Annotated in this window: 20 protein-coding genes; 7 read left to right on the forward strand and 13 right to left on the reverse strand. The window is 59.7% G+C overall.

The features are described from left to right. Positions 1-39 precede the first annotated feature (39 nt). The 8 genes from JN524_RS01395 to JN524_RS01430 form a co-directional block, all read right to left on the reverse strand. On the reverse strand, positions 40-1,899 hold the full coding sequence (locus JN524_RS01395; RefSeq protein WP_202368206.1) for an ABC transporter ATP-binding protein: 1,860 nt from the start codon (positions 1,897-1,899) through the stop codon (positions 40-42). Positions 1,900-2,005: 106 nt separating this feature from the next. Beyond that, entirely contained in the window at positions 2,006-3,616 is a 1,611-nt protein-coding gene (locus tag JN524_RS01400; protein ID WP_202368207.1) for a gamma-glutamyltransferase family protein, read from the reverse strand. 170 nt (positions 3,617-3,786) lie between these two features. Beyond that, a complete protein-coding gene (locus JN524_RS01405; RefSeq protein WP_202368208.1) occupies positions 3,787-4,566 on the reverse strand; it encodes an amino acid ABC transporter ATP-binding protein in 780 nt (259 codons plus the stop codon). Positions 4,567-4,568: 2 nt separating this feature from the next. Then, entirely contained in the window at positions 4,569-5,345 is a 777-nt protein-coding gene (locus JN524_RS01410) for an amino acid ABC transporter permease (RefSeq protein WP_007967116.1), read from the reverse strand. A gap of 11 nt (positions 5,346-5,356) precedes the next feature. Continuing rightward, positions 5,357-6,163, reverse strand: a complete 807-nt coding sequence (locus JN524_RS01415; protein WP_202368209.1) for an ABC transporter substrate-binding protein — start codon at positions 6,161-6,163, stop codon at positions 5,357-5,359. 79 nt (positions 6,164-6,242) lie between these two features. Beyond that, positions 6,243-6,911, reverse strand: a complete 669-nt coding sequence (locus JN524_RS01420) for a GntR family transcriptional regulator (protein ID WP_202368210.1) — start codon at positions 6,909-6,911, stop codon at positions 6,243-6,245. Between the two features lie 238 nt (positions 6,912-7,149). Then, the gene (locus JN524_RS01425; protein WP_202368211.1) at positions 7,150-7,458 is read right to left on the reverse strand and encodes a plastocyanin/azurin family copper-binding protein; all 309 of its coding nucleotides are present in this window, start codon (positions 7,456-7,458) and stop codon (positions 7,150-7,152) included. A 14-nt stretch (positions 7,459-7,472) separates the two neighbouring features. Beyond that, positions 7,473-8,441 carry a metallophosphoesterase family protein gene (locus JN524_RS01430; protein WP_202368212.1) on the reverse strand — a complete coding sequence of 323 codons (969 nt, stop codon included), beginning with the start codon at positions 8,439-8,441 and terminating at the stop codon, positions 7,473-7,475. Positions 8,442-8,594: 153 nt separating this feature from the next. Here JN524_RS01430 and JN524_RS01435 point away from each other — a divergent pair, with 153 nt between their 5' ends. From JN524_RS01435 to JN524_RS01445, 3 genes are all read left to right on the forward strand, one after another. Next, on the forward strand, positions 8,595-9,107 hold the full coding sequence (locus JN524_RS01435; RefSeq protein WP_202368213.1) for a sigma-70 family RNA polymerase sigma factor: 513 nt from the start codon (positions 8,595-8,597) through the stop codon (positions 9,105-9,107). Beyond that, positions 9,100-9,840 carry an anti-sigma factor family protein gene (locus tag JN524_RS01440; RefSeq protein WP_202368214.1) on the forward strand — a complete coding sequence of 247 codons (741 nt, stop codon included), beginning with the start codon at positions 9,100-9,102 and terminating at the stop codon, positions 9,838-9,840. Before JN524_RS01435 ends, JN524_RS01440 begins: the two co-directional genes overlap by 8 nt. Positions 9,841-9,978: 138 nt before the next feature. Beyond that, entirely contained in the window at positions 9,979-12,600 is a 2,622-nt protein-coding gene (locus tag JN524_RS01445) for a bifunctional diguanylate cyclase/phosphodiesterase (protein ID WP_202368215.1), read from the forward strand. A gap of 29 nt (positions 12,601-12,629) precedes the next feature. On the opposite strand, the gene JN524_RS01450 is transcribed toward JN524_RS01445, so the two are convergent. Beyond that, positions 12,630-13,598, reverse strand: coding sequence for a glycine betaine ABC transporter substrate-binding protein (locus tag JN524_RS01450; RefSeq protein ID WP_202368216.1), 969 nt, complete (start codon positions 13,596-13,598; stop codon positions 12,630-12,632). An 86-nt stretch (positions 13,599-13,684) separates the two neighbouring features. Further along, positions 13,685-14,497 carry a phytanoyl-CoA dioxygenase family protein gene (locus JN524_RS01455; RefSeq protein ID WP_134786415.1) on the reverse strand — a complete coding sequence of 271 codons (813 nt, stop codon included), beginning with the start codon at positions 14,495-14,497 and terminating at the stop codon, positions 13,685-13,687. Positions 14,498-14,606: 109 nt separating this feature from the next. On the opposite strand from JN524_RS01455, the gene JN524_RS01460 reads away from it, so the two are divergent. After that, positions 14,607-15,521 (forward strand): LysR family transcriptional regulator, encoded by a 915-nt coding sequence (locus JN524_RS01460; protein ID WP_134786416.1) that lies wholly within the window; start codon positions 14,607-14,609, stop codon positions 15,519-15,521. 181 nt (positions 15,522-15,702) lie between these two features. Here the strand turns inward: JN524_RS01460 and JN524_RS01465 are convergent, their stop codons facing one another. Together JN524_RS01465 and JN524_RS01470 are read right to left on the reverse strand one after the other, a co-directional pair. After that, complete coding sequence (locus JN524_RS01465; protein WP_202368217.1) at positions 15,703-16,221, reverse strand: nuclear transport factor 2 family protein; 519 nt, start codon at positions 16,219-16,221, stop codon at positions 15,703-15,705. Between the two features lie 42 nt (positions 16,222-16,263). Continuing rightward, complete coding sequence (locus tag JN524_RS01470; RefSeq protein ID WP_134786418.1) at positions 16,264-17,337, reverse strand: aldo/keto reductase; 1,074 nt, start codon at positions 17,335-17,337, stop codon at positions 16,264-16,266. Positions 17,338-17,480: 143 nt separating this feature from the next. Between JN524_RS01470 and JN524_RS01475 the strand changes: the two genes are divergently transcribed. Next, complete coding sequence (locus JN524_RS01475; protein ID WP_202368218.1) at positions 17,481-18,371, forward strand: AraC family transcriptional regulator; 891 nt, start codon at positions 17,481-17,483, stop codon at positions 18,369-18,371. A gap of 518 nt (positions 18,372-18,889) precedes the next feature. Next, positions 18,890-20,200 (forward strand): ArnT family glycosyltransferase, encoded by a 1,311-nt coding sequence (locus JN524_RS01480; RefSeq protein WP_202368219.1) that lies wholly within the window; start codon positions 18,890-18,892, stop codon positions 20,198-20,200. 189 nt (positions 20,201-20,389) lie between these two features. On the opposite strand, the gene JN524_RS01485 is transcribed toward JN524_RS01480, so the two are convergent. Further along, positions 20,390-21,037 carry a hydrolase gene (locus JN524_RS01485; protein WP_202368220.1) on the reverse strand — a complete coding sequence of 216 codons (648 nt, stop codon included), beginning with the start codon at positions 21,035-21,037 and terminating at the stop codon, positions 20,390-20,392. A gap of 179 nt (positions 21,038-21,216) precedes the next feature. Here JN524_RS01485 and JN524_RS01490 point away from each other — a divergent pair, with 179 nt between their 5' ends. After that, the gene (locus JN524_RS01490) at positions 21,217-22,134 is read left to right on the forward strand and encodes a LysR substrate-binding domain-containing protein (protein WP_202368221.1); all 918 of its coding nucleotides are present in this window, start codon (positions 21,217-21,219) and stop codon (positions 22,132-22,134) included. Positions 22,135-22,334: the final 200 nt, after the last annotated feature.

The raw sequence follows: 22,334 nt of genomic DNA on the forward strand, positions 1-22,334 counted from the left end.
GGGAACACCCAAGATGCCCCGGCCATGGGCCCTGCCCGTTTACGCCTGATCCAAGGCCTCCACCACGCCTTTGTCTTCTCCAAGAAACCCGCCGCTCTGATGCGCCCACAGCCGCGCATACACGCCGTTCTTTTCCAGCAATTCGGCATGGGTGCCCTGCTCGATGATGCGCCCGTCATCCATGACAATCAGCCGATCCATCGCTGCAATCGTCGACAGTCGATGTGCGATCGCGATCACGGTCTTGCCCTGCATCATGTCGTCGAGGCTATCCTGAATCGCCACTTCGACTTCCGAGTCCAGCGCGCTGGTGGCTTCGTCCAGCAGCAGGATCGGCGCGTTCTTCAGCATCACCCGGGCAATCGCCACCCGTTGACGCTGGCCGCCCGACAGCTTGATCCCGCGTTCACCTACCAGAGTGTCGTAGCCGGTATGGCCCTGACGGTCGCTGAGTTGACTGATGAACTCATCAGCCTGCGCATTGGCAGCGGCGCGGCGGATCTGTGCGTCGGTGGCATCGGGCCGGCCGTAGGCGATGTTGTCGCGAATCGAGCGGTGCAGCAGCGAAGTGTCCTGGGTGACCATGCCGATCGCACTGCGTAAGCTGTCTTGAGTCACGTGCGCAATGTTCTGGCCATCGATACGAATCTCGCCGCTGTCGACGTCATAGAAACGCAGCAGCAGGTTGATCAGCGTCGATTTACCCGCACCGGAGCGGCCCACCAGACCGATTTTTTCACCGGGCCGAATGCTCAGGCTCAGGCCATCGAGCACCTGACGCTCGCCACCGTAGTTGAACTTGACCTTGTCGAACGTCACCGCGCCGCCAGAAGTGACCAGCACGCCGGCATCCGGCGCGTCTTGCACTTTGGTGCCTTGGGTCAGCGTCGCCATGCCGTCCTGGACGGTACCGATGCTTTCGAACAGCGAAGTCATCTGCCACATGATCCAGTTCGACATGCCGTTGATCCGCAACGCCATGGCGGTGATCGCCGCCACCGCACCGGCGCCGACGTCACCCTGGTGCCACAGCCACAGGGCGTAGCCGCCGGCAGACATGATCAACCCCACCACCAAGGCCTGATTGACGATTTCGAACAGACTGACCAGACGCATCTGACGAAAGCCGGTCTGCTTGAAATCTTCCATCGCCGCCCGCGCAAAATGTGCTTCGCGGTTGGAGTGGGAGAACAGCTTCACCGTGGTGATATTGGTGTACGCGTCGGCGATACGCCCGGTCATCATCGAGCGCGCATTGGCCTGTTCCTGGCCGACCTTGCCCAGGCGCGGCACGAAGTACCACATGGCCAGACCGAACAGCACGACCCAAGCAAGGAACGGCAGCATCAGCTTCAGCGCAAAACCACCGGCCAGGGCAATGATCGCGATGAAGTACACGCCAATCCCCGGCAGAATCTCGATCATGGTGAACAGCACGTCGCGCACGGCGAGCGCCGTCTGCATCACCTTGGTCGTGACCCGACCGGAAAACTCATCGGAGAAAAACGAAAGGCTTTGCCGCAGCATCAGCCGATGGAAATCCCAGCGCAGGCGCAGCGGCAGGTTAATCGCCAGAATCTGGTGCTGGACCATTGTGCGCAACGCCACCAGCCCGACACTGAGCACCATGACAATGCCCATGCCCCACAACACGCGGCTTTCCTGCACCGCCGCTTCGCCGCCGGCCTGCCACGTCGAGAGCAAATCGACGACCTGGCCGAGGAAGGAAAACAGCCAGGCTTCATAGATCGACACAGCAGCGCTGAGCAACGCCAATGCCAGAATGTAGCCGCGAGCGCCGCGAGTGCAGGCCCAGAGAAATTTAGCCAGACCGTTGGGTGGCGGTGGCACCTCGTCAGGCGGGAAAGGGTCGAGTCTTCGTTCAAACACACGAAGCATGATGTTCTCCTGAACGTTCAAGTCAGGGAGATTCTGCCACCGATTGGATCCCGGGAGGTCTTTGTGAAAAAGTGTGTGCGCCCCACCTGACGAGTGCCTGCCGTCTCTACCAGACTGCGATATGCGAATCCGCCCGCGGCTCAGTCCCGCCACACAGCACACCCGTCACTGGATCACGCAGAATAATCTGTCCTCTGCCGTAATCCGTCAGGTCACTGGCGATCTGCACCTCATGCCCGCGACGCGCCAACGCATTGGCCAGATCCCTTGAAGCGCCCTGCTCGATGCCCACCTTCATGCCGCCGAGCCACTGCCAGCGCGGCGCGTCCAGTGCCGACTGCGGGTTCAAGCCGAAATCCACCAGGTTCATGACCATCTGCACATGGCCCTGCGGCTGCATGTAGCCGCCCATCACACCGAACGGGCCCAACGCCTTACCGTCCTTGGTGAGGAAACCGGGAATGATCGTGTGAAAGGTCTTTTTCCCCGGCGCCAACGCGTTGGCATGCTCGGGATCCAGGCTGAACTCCTGCCCTCGGTTTTGCAGGGCGATGCCGCTGTCCGGCAGCACCACGCCTGAGCCGAAACCGTGGTAATTGCTCTGAATGAACGACACCATATTGCCCTGCCCATCCGCCGTGGCCAGATACACCGTGCCGCTGGCGTGGGGATCGCCCGGTTTCGGCGGCTGCGCCTGTTCGCCGATTTGAGCGCGGCGGCGGGCGCTGTACTCGTCGCTCAACAGATCGGCCACAGCCACGCGCATGTGCAGCGGATCGGTGATGTAGTGCAGACCATCGCTGTAGGCCAGCTTCATCGCCTCCAGTTGCCGGTGCCAGGTCTGCTGGCTGTCACGGTGATCGAAGTCGAAGCCCTCGAGAATCTTCAGCGCCATCAAGGCGACCAACCCCTGTCCGCTCGGTGGGATTTCCCAGACATCCACGCCCCGGTAATTGACGTGAATCGGCTCGACCCATTGCGCGCGGTAATGTTCAAGATCGGTGGCGCGCAGGTAGCCGCCAGTAGCTCGGGAATGCGCATCCAGGCGTTGCGCCAAATCGCCGCGATACAAACTCTCGCAACGCGTGAGGGCCAGTTCTTCGAGGGTTCTCGCCTGCGCCGGGTTACGGAACAGCTCCCCGGCTTGGGGCGCGCGACCGTCAATCAGGAACGTATCGAACCAGGCCTGCAGCACCTCATCACGATGCGGGCCGAACTCATCCAGCGCGATCTGCCATTGATGGGCAACCACCGGCGACAGCGGAAAACCGTCTCTGGCCAGACTGATCGCCGGTTGCAGTAAATCGGCGAACGGCAACACGCCAAAGCGTTGCGACAGCTCGGCCCAGGCCGATGGGCAACCGGGCACCGTCACTGGCGTCCAGCCATATAGCGGCATCTGTTCATGGCCGGTCGCCTTGACCGCTTCGATACTTAGCGACGCCGGGGCATGGCCGTTGGCATTGAGGCCATGCAGCTGATCCTTGAACCAGACCAGCGCAAACGCATCACCGCCCAGGCCGCAGCCCGTAGGTTCGACCACGGTCAGTGCCGCCGCAGTGGCGATGGCCGCGTCAATCGCGTTGCCGCCCTTCTGCAGCATCTCGATGCCGGCCTGCGCGGCGAGTGGCTGAGACGCCGCGACCATGCCACGACGGGCGAAGACGCTTTGGCGTTGCGATGGATAGGGATATTCGTGAGCAGAGTATTTCAACATGGCAAAGGCTCTTCAAATCAGCAATTCATTGGCCGGACTTGATCCGGTTCCATTCGCGGGTGATCAGGCGCTGGATGTTTTCCGGGGATCTTCTCGAAGTTCTTCAACGTGTCGGGGCTGCGGCTCCGCGCACAAGCTCGATAAACGCATCGTCAATATCCTTGTGAAGTTCACAGCACGCGACTGAGAAAGGCCTGGGTACGGGGATGGGTGGGACGACTGAAAATCTGCTCCGGCGGGCCTTGTTCGATCAGTTCACCCTGATCGAGCACCACCACCCGGTCGGCCACCTCGCGAGCAAAGCCCATTTCATGGGTGACCACGACCATGGTCATGCCCTCCTCGGCCAGCTCCTTCATCACCTGCAAAACCTCGCCGACGGTTTCCGGGTCGAGTGCGCTGGTGGGTTCGTCGAACAGCATCGCCTGCGGTTTCATCGCCAGTGCTCGGGCGATCGCCACCCGTTGCTGCTGGCCGCCGGAAAGCATTGAGGGGTAATGGCTGGCCTTGTCTGCCAGCCCGACTCGCTTGAGCAACGCGTGCGCCAGCTCCAGCGCAGCATGGCGTGGCACACCCAACACCTGAATCGGTGCTTCGATGATGTTTTCCAGCGCGGTCATGTGCGGGAACAGGTTGAAGCGCTGGAACACCATGCCAATGTCCCGGCGTTGACGAGCGATGTTGCGTTCCGAGTCGCGCACCAGACTGCCGTCCGCCCGGGTGCGATAACCCATGGGCCGGCCGCTGACGCGAATTTCCCCGCCCTGAATGTCTTCAAGCAGATTGATGCAGCGAATAAACGTGGTTTTGCCCGAGCCCGAGGCGCCGATCAGCACCACCACTTCGCCACGGCGAACTTGCAGCGAGATGCCCTTGAGAATCTGCAGATCACCGAAGGCCTTGTGAATGTTCAGCGCCTCGATGATCAGCTCGTCACTTTGCTGCGCCATGATCAACGTCCCCTCAGCAGTTTCAGAGTGCTGCGCCCGAACATCCGACTGGAGGCCGGCGGTGGCGCAGAAGGTCGGTCGGACTGGCCGAAGCGGTTCTCCAGCCAGCGCTGAAAGAAGCCCCACAGCGTGGTAAGTAACAGGAAATAAATCGCCACCACCAGGTACAGCTCGAATACGCGAAAGGTCGCCGAGGTGACCATTTGCGTACTGAGCAACAGCTCCTGCACGCCGATCACGCTGACCAGCGTGGTGTTTTTCAGCATCACGTTGAACTCGTTGCCCAGCGGCGGCACGATCACCCGAAACGCTTGCGGCAGCACGATGCGGCGCATCAGTTTGGCGAAGGTCATGCCCAGCGAACGACCAGCCTCGTACTGGCCCTTGTCCACGGCGCCGATCCCGGCGCGAATGATCTCGGCCATGTACGCGCCTTCGTTGAGGCCCAGAGCAATGATCGCCGCCTGAATGTTGCCGGGCACCACCAGTCCGAACAGCTCAATGTCTTCGAAGCGAAAAATCCCGCCCGCCGCCAGCGCGGTGTAGAGGAAAACGATCTGCACCAGCAACGGTGTGCCGCGCATCAGCCACACATAAAAACGCACCGGCAGATGCAGCAGAGGGTTCTTCGACAAGCGCAACAATGCGGCGGCCAGCCCCAGCACACAGCCCAGCAACATCGCCAGCACACTGATCAGGCACGTCAGCCACAGGCCGGTGAGGTATACGCCGCTCGGCTGCAACAGGTACTGCCAGAACACATCCCAATTGAAGTTCATCAACGCTTACCTCAATCGAGTGTGTCGCTGGAGACGTGCCACTTGTTCAAGAGCTGGTTGTAGCTGCCGTCGCTGCGCATGTCGCTGATGATCTGCTGCACCGCAGCGCTCAGTTGCGCATCATCCTTGCGAATGCCCAGACCGGTGAGGATCCGGCTGAAGGCTGGCACGCCTTCCTCGAACAGATCCGGCGCCATCGCCGCGTAATAGCCGGCGGTTTCTACGGTGGTGCCGTAAGCGTCGACCTGATTGATGCGCAGGGCCTGGAAGGCATCGGTGTCGGTGTTGTAGACCACCAGTTTCATCGGCGGCTTGCCGGCCTTGCTCAGGCTTTCATTTTCGGTGTCGAGCAAGGTCTTGATGGTCGAGCCGTTGAGCACCGCGATCTTGTGCCCGCTGAGATCCGCAAGGGTTTTCAGCGCCTTCGGATTGCCCTTGGGCACGACGACCGCCTGGCTGGAATACATGTAGTTGACGATGTCGATCACCTCACGGCGCTCGGGCTTGTCGAACAACTGGTCGACGATCATGTCGCACTGTTTGGCGAGCAAGGCCGGGAGCAATCCGGAGAACGGAATCACCCTCCAATCGACCTTCTTGTCGCCTAGACGTTTGGCGATTTCCAGGCCGAGGTCGACGGTCAGCCCTTTGGGCTTTTGCGCTTCATCGAAGGACACCAGTGGCGGCGAATCCATGCCCGAGCAATAGGTCAGTTTGTCGACCTTGACCAGACGCTCCGGCACCGTGGGTGCGGCAAGCGCCCACTGAGTACAGAGCCCGAGGGATATTGCAGCCAGTAACAGGCGAGACGTATGCATGACCAGACACTCCAGTTCGGTTAGTAACGGGGCAGTACTCAAAGTCAAAACATCGGCGGACTCGTGTTCCGCTCTGTGGTTATTTTTCCGATTGCAAAAATTTGATCAGTTCGGGGACCGTGCCTTCGATGTGCTCGCGCACCACGGCTTCGGCCTTGTTGGCGTCGCCGGCGCGAATCGCATCGAGGATCATCTGGTGTTCCTGGCGTGCACTCAGGGGCTTTTCGATGTGCTGCAGCCAAAGGCGCATCGGCGCTTCGATCAGCGAATAGAGGGCGCTGATCTGCTTCAGCAGTCGTGGGCGATCGCTGAGGCTGCACAGGTATTCATGGAACTTGCGATGGCGGCTGACCCACGCCGCACTCTCCTCGCGGTAGTCGTCCATTTCATCGAGCAGCCGCTCTAGCGCCGTCAACTGACGCTCGCTGATCTTGGGCACGGCGATACGAATCGCCAGCCCTTCCAGGGCGCTGCGCATCTCGAACACTTCATGCATTTGCTCGACATCCAGACCGCTAACCACCGCGCCGCGGTTAGGCCGCAGCGTCACCAGGCCCTGCGCATCGAGGCGGCGAAAAGCTTCGCGCACCGGCATGCGGCTCATGCCGATTTCACTGGCGATGTCCTCGGCGATCAACCGGTCGCCCTTGCGATAACGACCACCGCAAATGCCTTCCAACAGAAAGTTGTAGGCCTCTTCCTCGGCGGTCATCGGTTGACGCTGGTCGTAGGCGGGAGCGAATTGCATGGCAGCACCTTCTGTCTTTTTGTATCCAATTATCCACGGATACAAAAAAGCACGATGCATGCCAGATTTCTCCGCACCGTGCCAAGCGCTTGATTCGAATGATTTAAGAAAACAACAGCGATCAGATCCTGCAGCGCGAAACTTGAGTAGTGCTACCCGATGGCCCATGTCGAGCCCCGCAAAGGTGCAGATTGGTAGCTGAGTAACACTCAACTCAACGGCACCCTTGCGGTATGTATCACTGCGTCACCACCACCTTGCCGATCATTTGCGGATGCAACACGCAAAAATACTCAAACTCCCCCGGCGTATCGAACACCCAGGAAAAACTGTCATTGGTATCCAGCGCTCCGGAGCGAAACACCTTGTGGGTTTCTGCCACTGCGTGCGGAATCTGATCGTCATTGACCCACGTCACCTTGGTGCCGACGGCCACGGTCAAGTCCTTGGGGGCGAACATGAATTCCTTGATGTCGATCTTCACCTCGGCGGCCCACAGCGGCATCGCCAGCAACAGGCCCATCAGCGCCAACAGTCGCGTTTTCATCGGTTCGCCCTCGGTTACACCAGTGTCGAATCAATCAGGGCCAGCGGGTGATCACCCTGAGTCGCGCGCACGTCGGTGATCCCCAGGTAATTGCGCAATTGATCGGCCGCCACCGTCATCGGCCCCGGCGACGGTGCAGCACCCGGTGCCGGCTGCGGATAGGCGGTGCCACGGGCGGTGTGGAAGGTGATATTGCCTTCGACTTTCTGGATCACCTGATGGATGTGCCCGTTGAGCACCGTCACCGAGCCGTACTTGCGCAGCATCGCAATCGCCTGATCGCCGTCCTCGGTGCCCCAGCCCCACGGCTGATAAATGGTCCACAGCGGGATGTGCGTGAACACCACGATCGGCGTACTGGTGGAAACCGCACGCAGGTCATCCGCCAGCCAGGCCAGTTGCTCGGCCCCGAGGTTGGCCTCATGGCCGGCCTGGAAATTGAACACATTGATCAGCCCGATGAAGTGCACGCCATGGTCATCGAAGCTGTACCAACCGTTGCCTTTGGTGCCCTTGCCGTAGCGCTCCAGATAAAGCTTGCCGCCGCCCTCGTCGAGGGTGTCGTGTTCACCGGGCACGTAATGCACGGTGGATGGCAGGCCTTTGAGCAGCTGTGCGGCGGTGTCGAATTCCTCAGGTTTGGACAGGTGGGTGATGTCGCCGGTGTGCAGGATCAGTGACGGCCGTTTGGGCAGTGCGATGACCTTGTCGATCGCCACTTGCAAGGTCTTGACCGGCTCCGGATTGGCTTCCTTGTTGAAGCCGATGTGCGAATCGCTGATCTGTACGAAGTGAAAGGTGCTGGCCAGCGCTTTTGGATCATTGACGTTGCCCGCCTCGTCCAGCGCAAAGGCTTTGGGAATCCCGCCGCTCAAGGCCCAGAGGACTCCTGCCCCGGCCCACGCCGAGCATTTGAGCAGGGTGCGCCGGTCCGGGTTGAGCGGGCCGTCGGTACGCAGCGGATGTTTTGCTTGAATGTCCATCGGTATGTCCTCGCGGGCGAACTACAGTGAGGTAGCTGACACGAGGTAAACCTGGCCGCGCGAGGCTTTATTCCACGGCAAAAAATAAATCTTTTGGCGCGAATAAAACCTGCCGCAGCACGGTTATAGGGGTGTGACGGTGCGGAACCGACCATGAAGCGATTTGAGGAACTGATTGCGCCCCATCTGGACGCGGCCTACAACCTTGCGCGCTGGCTCACCGGCAACGACAGCGCTGCGCGCGATGTGGTGCAGGAAAGCGCGCTGCGCGCCTTCCGGTTTTTGCAGCGTTTCGCCGACGGCAACGCCAAGGCGTGGTTTCTGACCATCGTGCGCAACGAAAGCTACACCTGGCTCAAGGCCTCGGCCGGACGCCATTGGGTCGCCATCGATGACGACATGATGACTGACGACGGCCCCCTGAGCCATAGCCAGACCCCGGAATTGCTGGCCATTCACACGGAAAACGCCGCGTTGCTGCAGCAAGCGCTGTGCGCTCTGCCGCCGGTGTTTCGCGAGGTGATCGTGCTCAAGGAACTCGAAGACCTGCCCTACAAGGACATCGCTCTGGTGGTCGATATTCCCATCGGTACCGTCATGTCCAGGCTGGCCCGGGCGCGCGCCCTGCTCAAGCTCGAACTACTGAAGTTGCACGATCATGAATGAACTCGACTGCACGGTTTGCCAGACCCAACTGCACGGCTATCTGGATCAGGAGCTTGATCCGGCCACAGCGGCGCAGGTGGCAGCGCACCTGAGCGCCTGCGCCGAGTGCGCGCGGCTGCATGATCATGCGAAGTTGCTCAAGGTCAGCGTGAAGCGCCATGCCCCCTACTACCGCGCCCCCGCCTCACTGACAGCCAGCGTGTTCGCCGCCGACACACCTGCGCCGAGGTTGATCCAGCGCTGGCAAAAATGGCTGGCCCCGGCCTTTTCCGCCGCAGCGCTGGCCCTGGCGATGGTGCTGTATGTCGCCACTCCGGGCAGCGAGCAACCCTTGATCGACGAGGCCGTGTCTAGCCATGTGCGCTCGTTGATGGGCGAACATCTCAACGACGTGGTGTCATCCGACCGCCACACCGTAAAACCGTGGTTCACCGGCAAACTCGACTTCTCGCCCCCGGTTTCCGACTACTCGGCGCAGGGCTTTCCCTTGCTCGGCGGGCGCCTGGATTACCTGCAACACCAGACCACCGCTGCCCTGAGCTATGGGCATGGCAAGCACATCATCAACGTGTTCATCCTGCCGACGAGCGAGGCTGATAAAGCCGTGCAAAGCCAAAGCTTGCGCGGCTTCAATGTGGTGTCGTGGCAGGCCAGTTATATGCGTTTCGTGCTGGTGTCGGATGTGGAGAAAGCTGAGCTGCAGGCGTTGGGGCAGTTGCTCAGAGCGCAATAGCGTGGCCTCAAAGGCAAAATCCTCGCGCATTCACTACGCTTGAGAAATCCGCCGCAGCGCAATCGTCAGCAACAGATTGAACATTGCGCTCGGGCCGCTGTTCCAGATGAGCAAACCCAAGCTACCAAGGACGAGCATATGGACAGTTTCGCTCCTGCCACGCCGGTTCCGCCTCAGCAAAGCGCAATCACCCGCCGCCTGGCGTTTGCGGTCGGCACGCTGTTTATCGTCGGGGTGATTGCCGCTGTCGGTACCCTGCTCGGCATTGCCGCTCGCCTGGATCGCGAGGATGTCGAGCAGAACCGTTTCTACACGGCCCGCGCCCTGGAAAACCGCATCAGCACCTCAAAGAGCTACATCACCAGTTACGCCGACTGGACCACGGCTTACGAGCACTTGCACAACCAAGTCGATACCGACTGGGCCTACACCCAGCAGAACATCGGCAAGACGCTGTTCACCACTGACGGTTATGACGGCGTGTTCGTGCTGGATCGGCAGCGCACCAAATACGCCGTGGTGCAGGGACAGCAGGAAGACGCGGACATCGCGCACTGGCTCGCAGTGCCTGCCGCGTCGTTGATTGATCAGGTGCAAAACCAGTCTGATCTGACTGTGCCTGTCAGCACTTACTCGCTGTTCGACGGCTGGCCGGCGCTGGTCACGGCGGCGGCCATTCTGCCCAACGATGAGCGTCCGGTGGGCGATCCGCAACAGACGTCGGTGCTGGTATTCGTCGACAAGCTGACACCGGCCAAACTGCAAGCGCTTGGCGTGGCCTACGGCCTGAACAACCTGACTCTGATGCCGGATGACCAGCTCAGCGGGGAGCAACCACGCGTGCCGCTGGACAGCACGGGTTTCAGCTTGACGGCAGATCTGAAGCGACCCGGGCAGCAATTGTTGTGGTCATTGCTGCCAACACTCGGCAGCGTGCTGGCAGTGCTGATGCTGTTGACCGCCTATTTCCTGCGTCACGCCGTGCGATCGTCGACCTACGTTGATCAGAGTTTCAGCACGTTGAAGACCTCGAATCAGGCGCTCGAGGCGGCCAACCACGCGCTGGAAGCCAGTGAAGAACGCTTTCGCGCGGTGGCCGAAGCCGCATCGGACTGGATCTGGGAAGTCGACAATAAGCTGCGCCTGACCTATCTCTCGGCGCGCTTCAGCGAGGTGACCGGTTACCCGCAAACCGAGTGGCTGGGGCAAGGCATCGGGCAACTGGTGTCCTGCGATACCACGCCGCTGGAGCTGTGGCTGAAAAAACTCACCGAAGACAGCAATGCCAGCGACCTGCGCTGCACCTACCGCGATCACGCCGGGCAGCAACGCCACTGTCGGCTATCAGCGCGGCCGATCATCGAGAAACAAAGCGTGGTCGGCTATCGCGGCACCGCCAGTGACATCACCGACGAAGTCGCTGCCCATGCGCAGATCCAGCACCTGTCGATGCACGACGCCTTGACCGGCCTGCCCAATCGCAATCAATTGTCGCGTTATCTGGATGACGCGCTGCTGCTAAAAGAGCATGCCCCGCCACTGTCGTTGTTGGTGATCAATCTGGACAACTTCAAGCCGATCAACGACTCGCTCGGCCATCCGGCCGGTGATGCGGTGTTGCAGGAAGTCGCCAGTCGCCTGCGCGAATGCACCCGTGAGCACGACATCGTCGCGCGCCTGGGCGGTGACGAATTCGTCGTGGTGCTCAATGGCATGGACACTCGGCAAGAGGTCGACCGCTTTTGTACCCGGCTGGTCGAGAGCCTGCATCAACCGATGGTCTTCGAGCATCACCCGTTGCACGTCGGCGCCAGCATCGGTATCGCTCTGAGCCGCCGCCAGGGCTTCGTGCCCAGCGAGTTGATCCGTTGCGCCGACATCGCGCTGTATCAGGCCAAGTCCGAGGGCAAGAACACCTGGTGCTATTTCGAAGCGCACATGAACGACCAGATCCAGACCCGCCGGCAAATGGAAAGCGATCTGCGCGGTGCGCTGAAAAATGACGAATTCATCCTGCATTACCAGCCGCGCTACACCGTCGACGGCAAGCACATCGTCTCGGTCGAGGCATTGGTGCGCTGGCAGCATCCGACCAAGGGCCTGCTGGGGCCGGACGTGTTCATCGGCCTGGCGGAACAGACCGACCTGATCGTCGCGCTGGGGCGCTGGGTACTGCGCGAAGCCTGTGAAACCGCACTGAGCTGGCCGTCGGACATTCTGCTTTCGGTCAATCTGTCCCCGGCGCAATTTGCCCTCAGCGATGTCGTTGAAGACGTGCGCGAAGCGCTGATCCAGACCCGTTTCCCGGCCAGTCGCCTGGAACTCGAAATCACCGAAAACGTGATGCTCGTCGACACCGACGGTGCGCTGGCCACGATGAATGCGCTGAAGCAACTCGGAGTGCGCCTGAACATGGACGACTTCGGCACCGGCTATTCGTCCCTCGGCTACCTGCGCGCCTACCCGTTTGACGGGATCAAGATCGACAAGCGCTTTATCGCCTCGATCAGCAACGGCGCCAACGATCGCGCCGTGGTGCAGGCGATCATCGGCCTGGGCAAAGCCATGGGCCTGACCGTCACCGCCGAAGGCGTGGAAACCGAGGAGCAACTGGAGATTCTCGGCAAGGATCAATGCAACGAGGTGCAGGGTTACTTCATGAGTCGACCAATAGACAAAGCGGCGTTCGCAAGGTTGCTGCAAACCGCCAGAACCGGGCCGGCCGATCATTCGCCGTCGAAGAAAGGTCGCGTCATCTAGCCAAGCGGGCGTCCCTGCCCGGATTCGAACTAAAGCGTCGCGTCGATCTTTTTCGCCGCTGCATCGCTGACCCAGGTGTGCCAGATTTCCGGATGTTCCTTGAAGAATATCTTCGCCAGTTTCGGCGAGTCGATGTGCTCGTTGGTCATGCGGGCCAGGTTCTGGTTCAGTAGATCGATGGGCAGATTGACCTTTTCCAGTATCCCGACCAGTTCGGGTGCCTGCGCATGGAACACGCTGGACAGGCCGACCTTGATGCTGATCTGTTTATCGACGCCGGGTTTCTCGCCCAGTTTGATCAGATCAACCTGACCCATCAGCGGGGTTGGCGACCAGTAGTAGAACAGGATCGGCTCGCCGCGCTTGTAGCTCGACAGCACCGCCGCATCGAGCGCCGGGCCGGTGCCGGGGCGGAAGTTGGTGTAGCTGGCTTGCAGGCCGTAGCTCTTGAGCATCTCGCTGTTTTCCAGTTCGCAGGTCCAACCGGCCGGGCAGTTGTAGAAACGGCCCTTGCCCGGTTCTTCCGGATCCTTGAACAGCGCGGCGTACTGCGGCAGATCGGCGATGTTTTTCAGGTTCGGCGCTTTGGGCTTGAGGTTGCGTTTGGCATCGCCCTCGACCAGATACCGCGGCACATACCAGCCTTCGGTGGCGCCAATGATCGGCGCACCGACACCCACGACCTTGCCGCTGCTGGCGGCCTTGTTCCAGACCTCGCTGCGCCCGACCCACTCTTCCGCCAACACTTGGATATCGTTGCTGCCCAAGGCGCTTTCCATGGTGATGGAGTTGCCGGGCAGCGTGTCGACGGCACAGCCGTAACCATCCTTGAGCACGATCTGCAGCACCTCGGTGAGCAACATGCCACTTTCCCAATTGAGCCCGGCGAACTTCACCGGTTTGCCCGACTCGCACCAACCGGCGGCCTGGCTCGACGCACTGACGGCCAACAGGCCGATGGAAAACAGGGGGGCCAACAGGCTGTTTGTTCTTTTCACAATCGCACGCTCCAACACAGTGAACAGGATTACGGCGGTGCAGGTGCTCATCACGACGTGACGCGCACCTGTCAGCAATTCACAACTCAGGCTTGCCGATGAATCGTCGGAAACCAGTCTTCGCGCAGTCGTTGACCGGTTTGCATCGCATGCCCCGGATACGGCGGCGAAGTCCGCCCCGGCCGCTCGAAGTAGCGCATGTCATCGCCGAGCCAGCGCAGCGATAGCACCCGGCGACGCTGCGCCGACGCGTTGCCTCGGGCGCCATGCACGGTGCGAAAATCGAACAGCACCGCATCGCCCGGCTGCATCTCCCACTCCAGCACTTGCATGCCCTCCTCCGAATCCGGATCCGGCGCTTCACGATAGCCATCGGCATCGCGGTAGAAGTCACTCTGATCAGCCCAGTGCACCGGTTTGATGCCTTTCTCCCAACGATGCGACCCGGCCAGCAGGCGCAACGTCGACTCGCGAACCGGGTCGACCGGAATCCAGAAACTCACGCTCTGGCTGCCTTCAACGAAGTAATAGGGAATGTCCTGATGCCAAGGCGTGGCTTTCTGCGCGCCTGGCTCCTTGACCAGCACATGATCATGGAAGAACTGTGCCGAGTTTGAACGCATGATCGCAGCGGCGACCGATGCGGCCGGGGACTGTTCGACCATGTGGCGAAATTCCGGGATCCGTTGCCAGTTGCAGTAGTCGTCGAAAAATCCGCCCGGCTGGTCATCTTTTTCAACGTAGCGGCTCGCATACACGCCCGGTTCAGCGAGGTTGCGCTCGATGCCGGCGGCAATCGTGTCGATCCACCCGGAGAACACTCCGCGCAGGCAAACCGCACCATCGCGCTGGAAGGCTTCGATGTCTTTTTCATTAACGGTGTAAGCGCTGGCTGTCATGACCTGAAACTCCCTCACGCAAGAAATAAAAGTAGGCGCAGGGCAAATATTCCATGACACTCAGCCAAGAGAAAATAATATGTCTTGATCTGTCACCGAAGAAAATCTTATGAAGTTCAGCCTGCGACAACTGCGTTACGCACTCGCTGCGGCCAAGCACGGCAACCTGACACTGGCGGCCGAGGAACTGCATGTTTCACAGCCCTCGATCTCCACCGCGATTACCGAACTGGAACAGCTTTTCGGCCAGCCGTTGTTCGTTCGTCAACGAGGCCTCGGGGTCTCGCTGACGCCGTTCGGGCGCACGCTGATGACTCAGGCCAAGCGCGTGTTGAGCGAGGCTCGGGCATTCGCCGACATCGGTGCTGACAGCACGGATTTTTCCGGAGAACTGGTGCTCGGCTGCTACGCGGATCTGGCGCCGTACTGCCTGCCCCAGATCCTGCGACGTTTGCAGCAGGAACACCCGCAGGTCACGGTGGACATGCGCGAAGGCGAGTTCGAATATCTCGGCAAGCGTCTGGCCGAGGGCACGCTGGAGTTGGCGTTGACCTACGATCTGGGCTTGCCGGCCAACACCACATGCGTCGAGCTCTGTCAGCTGCGCGCACACGCCCTGCTGCCGGCCGATCATCCGCTGGCCAGTGCGGCCGAGGTCTGCCTGCAAGCACTAAGCGAATGCCCTCTGGTGGTGACGGATCAGATCCACAGCTGGCAGCACGTGCTGGACTTGTTCAACTTCCATGGCTATGCCCCGGCCAGCGTCCAGCACACCCACAGTTTCGAGTTTCAGCGCAGTCTGGTGGCCAACGGATTTGGCGTGGCGTTGACCTATACCCGGCCCTTCGGCGATCACAGTTACGACGGCCAGCCACTGGTCTGCCGCCCCATTCGCGAGCCATTGCCGGTGCAACGCATCGTGCTCGCCCACGACCAGCGTTATCCACTGACACCGCCGGCCGAGGCGTTCAAACAACAGGCGCTGACGTGGTTCAAGGAGCGGCAGCCGTTTGCCACAAGCTGAGATTTGCCATGCCTCAAGCGGCAGTCGGAGCCCGTAAAGTCTCAGATGGCCCACCTTGGCGCTGAAACAATTTCGACTCGATCCAGCGCTTGAACGCGCTGGAAAACTTCTCAAATCCTTCCTCGATGATGTCGACCCACAGCCGAACAGATTAACGACCTGCTCACCATGGCGCCTGGCTTTACTCTGACGGGGGAATTCGACGTAACACATCGCCATAAGCAGACAGATCGAGGAACGCCGTCACCTCTGTCGCACGCCCTTGCTCCATGCGGAAGATCCAGACGTAGCTATTGGTATAGGGCTTTGCGTCGTGAGCGACGGCTTCGCCTTTCCAGTGGATGATGACGTAATCACCATCGGCCCAAAGCTGCCTTGACACTGGCCGGATGGGCGTCTTGAGGCGGACGGTCAGGGGGCGAACGGCTCGCTCCATCAAGTCGTTGCGGCCACGGTAAGTGCCGGAGTGAGGTCCTGATCCCTCAATGGTCCACACGACGTTGGGGGCCACAGCATCGTTGAAGAAGTCAGCCCCACCAGCCGCCCAACGGTCGAACGCCGCGGCAACAAAGGCCTTGTTGCTTGCGACCACCGCCCCCTGTCCTTGCTCGAGATTGGCCGAGGCGCAAGTCGCAAAACAGGCAAGCAAAGCACTGAACACAAGCTTGTAGGTGAGATTGGCGAAACGGATTCTGGCCATGGTATTTGCTCCTGCTATCGATAGTGTTCCTGCTTGCGGCACTTAGCCCGCTCGCCCCTGCAGCTTGATGCCGCCAAATACCAATTGCTGAACCATCGGCTTGGCCACAAACCGGCCTGGAAAAATCAGCTCCGGCGCGCTTGCCTGATCCAGGCGGGCGATATGCGATTGATCCAGCTCGATGCTCAGTGCTTTCAAGTTGTCCTCGGCTTGCGCCAATGTTCGCGCGCCGATAATGGGCGCCACCACGGCCGGGTTTTGCAATGTCCACGCAAGCGCTACCTGGGACGGCTTCGCGCCGATCTCCCCAGCGATATCAACCACCACACTGGCGATTTGCAACGAACGCTCGGTCAAGTGGCCCGATGAACTGATCACGCCCTTGCGATTTGCCGCTATGCCGGCTTCGTTACTGTTGCTCAGGTCGTCACGCCCGTATTTGCCGGTCAGAACACCGCCGCCCAGCGGAGACCACGGCATTACGCCCAGTCCCATTTCTCGCGCCATTGGCAGCAGCTCGTGCTCCACCGTGCGCTCCACCAGGCTGTATTCGATTTGCAGTGCCACGAGGGGCGACCAACCGCGCAGCTCGGCAAGCGTTTGCATTTGCGCCACCTTCCACGCGGGCGTGTTACAGATGCCCAGATACACCACCTTGCCGCTGCGCACGAGGTCATCCAGGCCGCGCATCACTTCTTCCGCACCCGTGGTGAAGTCCCATGCATGCAGGTACAACAGGTCAATGCGATCAGTGTCCAGTTGACGAAGGCTGGTTTCCACCGAACGCATCAGGTTCAGGCGCTGATTGCCGCCTGAGTTGGGATCACCGGGATTACGGGCCATGGTGTACTTGGTTGAAATAACCAGGCGCTCGCGCCGGCCCTTCATCAATTGGCCAAGAATGCGCTCGGAAGCCCCGTTCGTGTAATTGACCGCGGTGTCGATAAAGTTTCCACCCGCCTCGACATAGGCGTCGAAAATTTGCCGGGCGCCGGCGGCGTCCGTCCCCCACCCCCAGTCAGATCCGAAGGTCATCGTGCCCAATGCGAGCGGGGAAACGCGAATGCCGGAGCGGCCGAGCAGACGGTAGTGATCGAGTGCTGAACGAGTAGACATAGGAACTCCTTACGAAACACAGGTTTTTCTGTAGGGAGATTTTGCGTGGAGATCGCGACTTGCACGTATCAGTATCGTCCAGCATCCTTGCATCATCCTCCGAACCATTTTGCGTTCCGTAGTAGAACGTTTTGGGAAACGCCATGAATCCGCGGCACAAGCTGATCGACCTCATCAGCCGTCATGCACCGTCAAATGGTTTTCACCTGACACCACTGGCAGGCGTTACTCTGGTGCGTTCTGATACCCCGACAGTGCCCATGCCCGTGGTTTATGAGCCGACGCTCTGCTACATCGTGCAAGGCCGCAAGCAAGTGTTGGTGGGCAGCACGACCTACGTTTACGACGCGGCCAACTACCTGGTGGCCTCGGTGGATATTCCGGTGATGGGTTCGGTTATCGAAGCCAGCGAGGCAGAACCCTATTTATGCCTGGTGCTCGATCTGGACATGACGGTGCTAAGCGAACTGGCCTTGCGCAATCCTCCGACCAGCCACGAGAAGTCCGTGGTGTCGACCGGCATCGAACTCAATGGCAGCACGCCGGAGCTACTCGACGCGGTGACCAGGCTGGCTGGCTTACTGGACACGCCGCAAGACGCAGCCGAACTGGCTCCGCTGGTGGTACGTGAGGTGCTCTATCGCCTGCTCACCCTCCGTGGCAATGGCATGCTGTGGCAAATGGCCAAGGCCGACAGCCGCCTCGGCCAGATCGCCAAAGCGATTACTTGGCTTCGTGCCCATTATCAGGAACCGTTGCGCATTGACGATATTGCCGACATCGCAGGCATGAGCCGCTCCACCTTTCATGCTCATTTCAAAGCGGTGACGTCGATGAGTCCGATCGAATTTCGCTGTCTGCTTCGGCTGCAGGAAGCCCGGCGCCTGATGGTGGCTGAAGCACTGGATGCGGCGAGTGCCGGTTACCGCGTGGGCTACGAGAGTCCGTCCCAATTCAGCCGTGACTACGCGCGAATGTTTGGCCTGCCTCCTGCCCGAGATGCCGGGCGCTTGCGCAGCGGTGCCATGGCCTAGCTAATTTGCCAGGTGCAAAAGTGCTTTCACCCTGGACGCGGTAGTCTGGGTGGAATAGTTATGTTCTCGAACAATCAAAAAGTGAGCTTCGACCCCATTGCCTACTGACTGGCACAGATGGAGTCCGCTGTTACTTTCAAGATTAAACAGGGATCAACTCACATCAAACCTTTTCTACCTACCGCCATTATTGCCGAGCACGAAATACGTAGAAAGCCCGGCTCGACGCGCCTCGTTAATAATGTTTTTTGTCGACTTTGATTAGTCTTGTTCAGGGAGTGTTTAGACACGTCATGCTTGAATAGTCCATGCCGTGGGCTAGGCTCAAATTCAATTTTCCGAAATACACAACTTCACTTACGGCTTACCGGGCTTTCAGGACTGCGGTAAAAAAGAACAACTTCACTAAAGGGTTACCGATGGATCGATATGAGGCCCCGCTTGTTGTAGAGCGCACTTGGCAGGCAGTGTTGTTCAAAGGATTGATTACGAGAAATCCATGCCTGAGCATTTTTTTCATGACTCTGGCCGTGTTCATGGCGTTGCAGCACAAACCCGCTGTCCTCAACTACACAACACGTTTTGTCGACTTTGCCGAGTACATGTTGCTGCACGGCATCACACTGTTCCCGATTGCCGACGACCTCAAGCCTTATCCCGACTACACGGTCCTTAATACCTTGTTGGTCTATCTGGTTTCCCTACCATTCGGCCGGGTGTCCATTCTTTCCATGGGTTTTCCATCCTGCGTGGCTGCGTCGCTGATGCTGGTATTCATTTATCGGCTGGGCGCGTTGCACAGCAAGAAATGGGGTGCATATGGCGTTCTTTTCAGCCTGCTCACCTGGGCTTTTCTTGACGGCGTCAACTCACTGGCACTGGATATCTATCCGGCGCTGTTAACGGTGATGTGCTTCTACTTTGCCTATGCGGCCGATGTAAAAAAGGACCCGCGTCGCCTTGCATTGCTGTACCTCGGGTTGGCACTGGGTTTCGCCTTTCGGGGGCCTATTGGCTTGATCGGACCCGCGACTGTCATCGGCGCTTATTACTTGCTGAGCCGGCAGTGGCGCATGTTGCTGCTGTATTCATTGCTCTCGGGCGTGATTCTGACTGTTGGGGTTGCGCTGCTGGCATGGGCCGCCTACTTGCAAGGCGGGCAAGCGTTCCTTGAGGAAGTGCTGAACATGCAGGGCATCGGACGCTTCGGTTCCGACCACGCGCCACGCTATTACTTCTACTTCTCCGCAGGCTTGTTGACCTACGGCATCACGGTGTTTTACGCCATTAATGTAATTCTCAAGAAGTACAAACTGTTCTTCAGCTCGACCCGCGATAAAGACATCGACCTGCTGTTGTATCTGACCGGGTGGCTGGTGCTGCTGCTGGTGCTGTTTACAATCCCCAGCTCGAAGAAAGCGCGCTACATCCTCGCAATCACCCCGGCCATTTCGCTGCTGGCCGCCTACCTTTTCGTCAGCAAGGAAGCCGCCTTGGTCCGCGCCAAAAACAGCCTGATGAATTTCTGCCTGAAGTTGCCTCTGCTTGGGTTGGGGATGCTGGTGGCGGTGCTGGTCTACAACAACTTCGCCGATGTTCCGTTACAGCCCAACTACCTGGGCGTAGTCTTGGGATTGTCTGCGCTGCTGAGCTTCTACCATGGCAAACACCAGTACTTCGCCGAGCATCCCTATCGGGAGTTCATGACGCTGTCGTTTGGCGTAGCGGCTTTTCTGATACTGGATATGTTTTTCTTCAACCCGATCACCTACCACCTGGAACTCATGATCGAACCCACACCGAAGTTTCTGCCGTATTGGTTTTGGTGAAGCCCCTTCCTGAGACATGAGTTAGCGACACGACTGTCCAGTATCCACATGTTGATATCTGACAGGGTCATGACGCATTCAGGGTACTGAATCGGCGGCGGGGCCGGCACAAAAGCAGTCGTTTGCAGCAGTAAAAAAATAAGGTGGCGCCCGCTTTCGCGAGCGACACCTTCATCCCCTGCCCGCTAATCAGGCCATCTTGTCCGCCTCTTCCAGCGCTTTTTCAGCGTTGAACCCGTCGAAGTTCTCGAATACGCCCAGAAATCCCGGCACGGTCACTTCTCGCGCCCAGTCGCGCTGTAGTTCGCAGTACATTTGCACCCGGCTGATGAGCTTCGCGCCCGCCTGTTCCATTCTGCGCAACGCCGCCTCGTGCGCGGCGAGCGATGTACCGCCGACCGCATCGACAGGCACATAAACCTCATAACCTTCCTGGATCGCGTCGAGCACCGGGAATGTCAGGCACGCTTCGGTCCAGAGTGCAGTCATGATCAGCTTCTTGCGCCCGAGCGCCTTGACTGTCTGCTTGAATTGCGTGTCCTCCCAACTGTTGATCGACGTGCGGTCATAGGTCGGCAGATGGCCAATCACCTTTTGCAGCTCCTGAATCGGCGGCTTGTTGCGGCCGGTCGCGACATTGACTGTCGAGTGAATGATCGGAAGGTTGTAGTTGACCGCCGCCTTCGCGACGCTGGTTATGTTGAAGACGAGTTCATCACGCGGCATCGAGCGGATCGAAGAAACCTGAACCGGCTGATAATCGATGATGATCAACGCCGAGTTTTCCGGGGTCAGTAGCTGATCGGTATGGGGGTTGCGGAGATTCTCGCTTGCCATTGGTAAATCCTTTTCATGGGTGACGCACGTTTGTGAATCAGGCCGGAGCCTGTGCGGGTGATGGGTTCCGAGACACGTGCGAATGACGCCATGCCCGGCAAATCCATTGTGCTGTTCCCATGTTTGCCGCAGTAGTAGCATTGCGCGACGTGCTGTGTCGCGAAAAGAGGAACGCAAGCGTGGATATCGAAGAACTGCAGACCTTCGTGGAAGTGGCTGATGCCGGGGGCATTTCGCAGGCTGCCCTGCGTCTTGGCGTGTCGAAATCGATCGTCAGCCGCCGCCTGGCTCGGCTTGAAACCGAATTGGGTGTGCAATTGCTGGCACGCTCCACTCGCGGGGCGGCGCTTACCGAGGCCGGTGCGACGTTCCGGGACTACGCCGCCAGGGTTTGCACCGAGATCGACATCGCCAAGGAAACGATCCTGCCCGCCGGCGCCCTCCGCGGCCGCTTGCGCGTGGCCGTGCCGCTGTCGTTCGGCCAGAGTCACTTCGCCCCGATGCTGGCAGAAATGGCGCGTCGGCATCCGCAACTGCACATCCAGACCTGTTACAGCGATCGCTTCGTTGACCTTATTGCCGAGGGGTACGATTGCGCCATCCGGGTCGGCTATATGCAGGACTCCAATCTGATCGGTAGACGGATTGGCCCGGTCTACACCAAGCTCGTCGCGAGCCCCGCCTACATCAACGCGCATGGAGAACCCCAGACGCCGGATGAACTGATTGCCCATCAGGCCCTCATGCAGGGCACCGAAGCCTGGCAATTCATGGATGGCGACAACGTCATCACGGTCCGTCCGCAAGGCCGCTTCAAGGCCGACAACGGCATCGCCCTGGTTGCCGCCGCGACCGCAGGCCTCGGTGTCGCCTACCTGCCCGACTGCCTCACCCATGAACACGTGGCATCCGGCGCACTGGTGCCGATCATGACAAACCATCCTCCCCCTCCGGCCGGTGCCTACATCATCCGCCCGCCGGGTCCGCACCCTGCGCGCAAAATTCGTGTGCTCACTGAACTGCTGATTGAGTTCTTCGGCGAAACGCCACACCTGGCGGTGCAGCCGCTGTCACATCAGGATGATGCGCTGGCATGAGGTTGGGCTAAGCGAGAGCGACAGACATTCCTCTTTATCTGCCATTCGCGCAGGGCCGCTATGGGAAAGCGGTCACTCGCGAGTGTCGCCTTCTGACCGGAAGTTGCCCGATAAAAACTCCAAAGCCAGTTCGGATGATTAAAAATCGCCCCCAAACACGCATTGCCGCATCTGTCCGGCGTCAGTAGGATTCGGTCATC

The organism is Pseudomonas sp. MWU318 (genome assembly GCF_016756945.1).
In the GTDB taxonomy this organism is placed as follows: Bacteria; Pseudomonadota; Gammaproteobacteria; order Pseudomonadales; family Pseudomonadaceae; genus Aquipseudomonas; species Aquipseudomonas putida_A.

Coding starts and splice junctions, on each gene's coding strand:
- JN524_RS01395 (WP_202368206.1), bottom strand. CDS start 1,899: ATGCTTCGTGTGTTTGAACGAAGACTCGACCCTTTCCCGCCTGACGAG.
- JN524_RS01400 (WP_202368207.1), bottom strand. CDS start 3,616: ATGTTGAAATACTCTGCTCACGAATATCCCTATCCATCGCAACGCCAA.
- JN524_RS01405 (WP_202368208.1), bottom strand. CDS start 4,566: ATGGCGCAGCAAAGTGACGAGCTGATCATCGAGGCGCTGAACATTCAC.
- JN524_RS01410 (WP_007967116.1), bottom strand. CDS start 5,345: ATGAACTTCAATTGGGATGTGTTCTGGCAGTACCTGTTGCAGCCGAGC.
- JN524_RS01415 (WP_202368209.1), bottom strand. CDS start 6,163: ATGCATACGTCTCGCCTGTTACTGGCTGCAATATCCCTCGGGCTCTGT.
- JN524_RS01420 (WP_202368210.1), bottom strand. CDS start 6,911: ATGCAATTCGCTCCCGCCTACGACCAGCGTCAACCGATGACCGCCGAG.
- JN524_RS01425 (WP_202368211.1), bottom strand. CDS start 7,458: ATGAAAACGCGACTGTTGGCGCTGATGGGCCTGTTGCTGGCGATGCCG.
- JN524_RS01430 (WP_202368212.1), bottom strand. CDS start 8,441: ATGGACATTCAAGCAAAACATCCGCTGCGTACCGACGGCCCGCTCAAC.
- JN524_RS01435 (WP_202368213.1), top strand. CDS start 8,595: ATGAAGCGATTTGAGGAACTGATTGCGCCCCATCTGGACGCGGCCTAC.
- JN524_RS01440 (WP_202368214.1), top strand. CDS start 9,100: ATGAATGAACTCGACTGCACGGTTTGCCAGACCCAACTGCACGGCTAT.
- JN524_RS01445 (WP_202368215.1), top strand. CDS start 9,979: ATGGACAGTTTCGCTCCTGCCACGCCGGTTCCGCCTCAGCAAAGCGCA.
- JN524_RS01455 (WP_134786415.1), bottom strand. CDS start 14,497: ATGACAGCCAGCGCTTACACCGTTAATGAAAAAGACATCGAAGCCTTC.
- JN524_RS01460 (WP_134786416.1), top strand. CDS start 14,607: ATGAAGTTCAGCCTGCGACAACTGCGTTACGCACTCGCTGCGGCCAAG.
- JN524_RS01465 (WP_202368217.1), bottom strand. CDS start 16,221: ATGGCCAGAATCCGTTTCGCCAATCTCACCTACAAGCTTGTGTTCAGT.
- JN524_RS01470 (WP_134786418.1), bottom strand. CDS start 17,337: ATGTCTACTCGTTCAGCACTCGATCACTACCGTCTGCTCGGCCGCTCC.
- JN524_RS01475 (WP_202368218.1), top strand. CDS start 17,481: ATGAATCCGCGGCACAAGCTGATCGACCTCATCAGCCGTCATGCACCG.
- JN524_RS01480 (WP_202368219.1), top strand. CDS start 18,890: ATGACTCTGGCCGTGTTCATGGCGTTGCAGCACAAACCCGCTGTCCTC.
- JN524_RS01485 (WP_202368220.1), bottom strand. CDS start 21,037: ATGGCAAGCGAGAATCTCCGCAACCCCCATACCGATCAGCTACTGACC.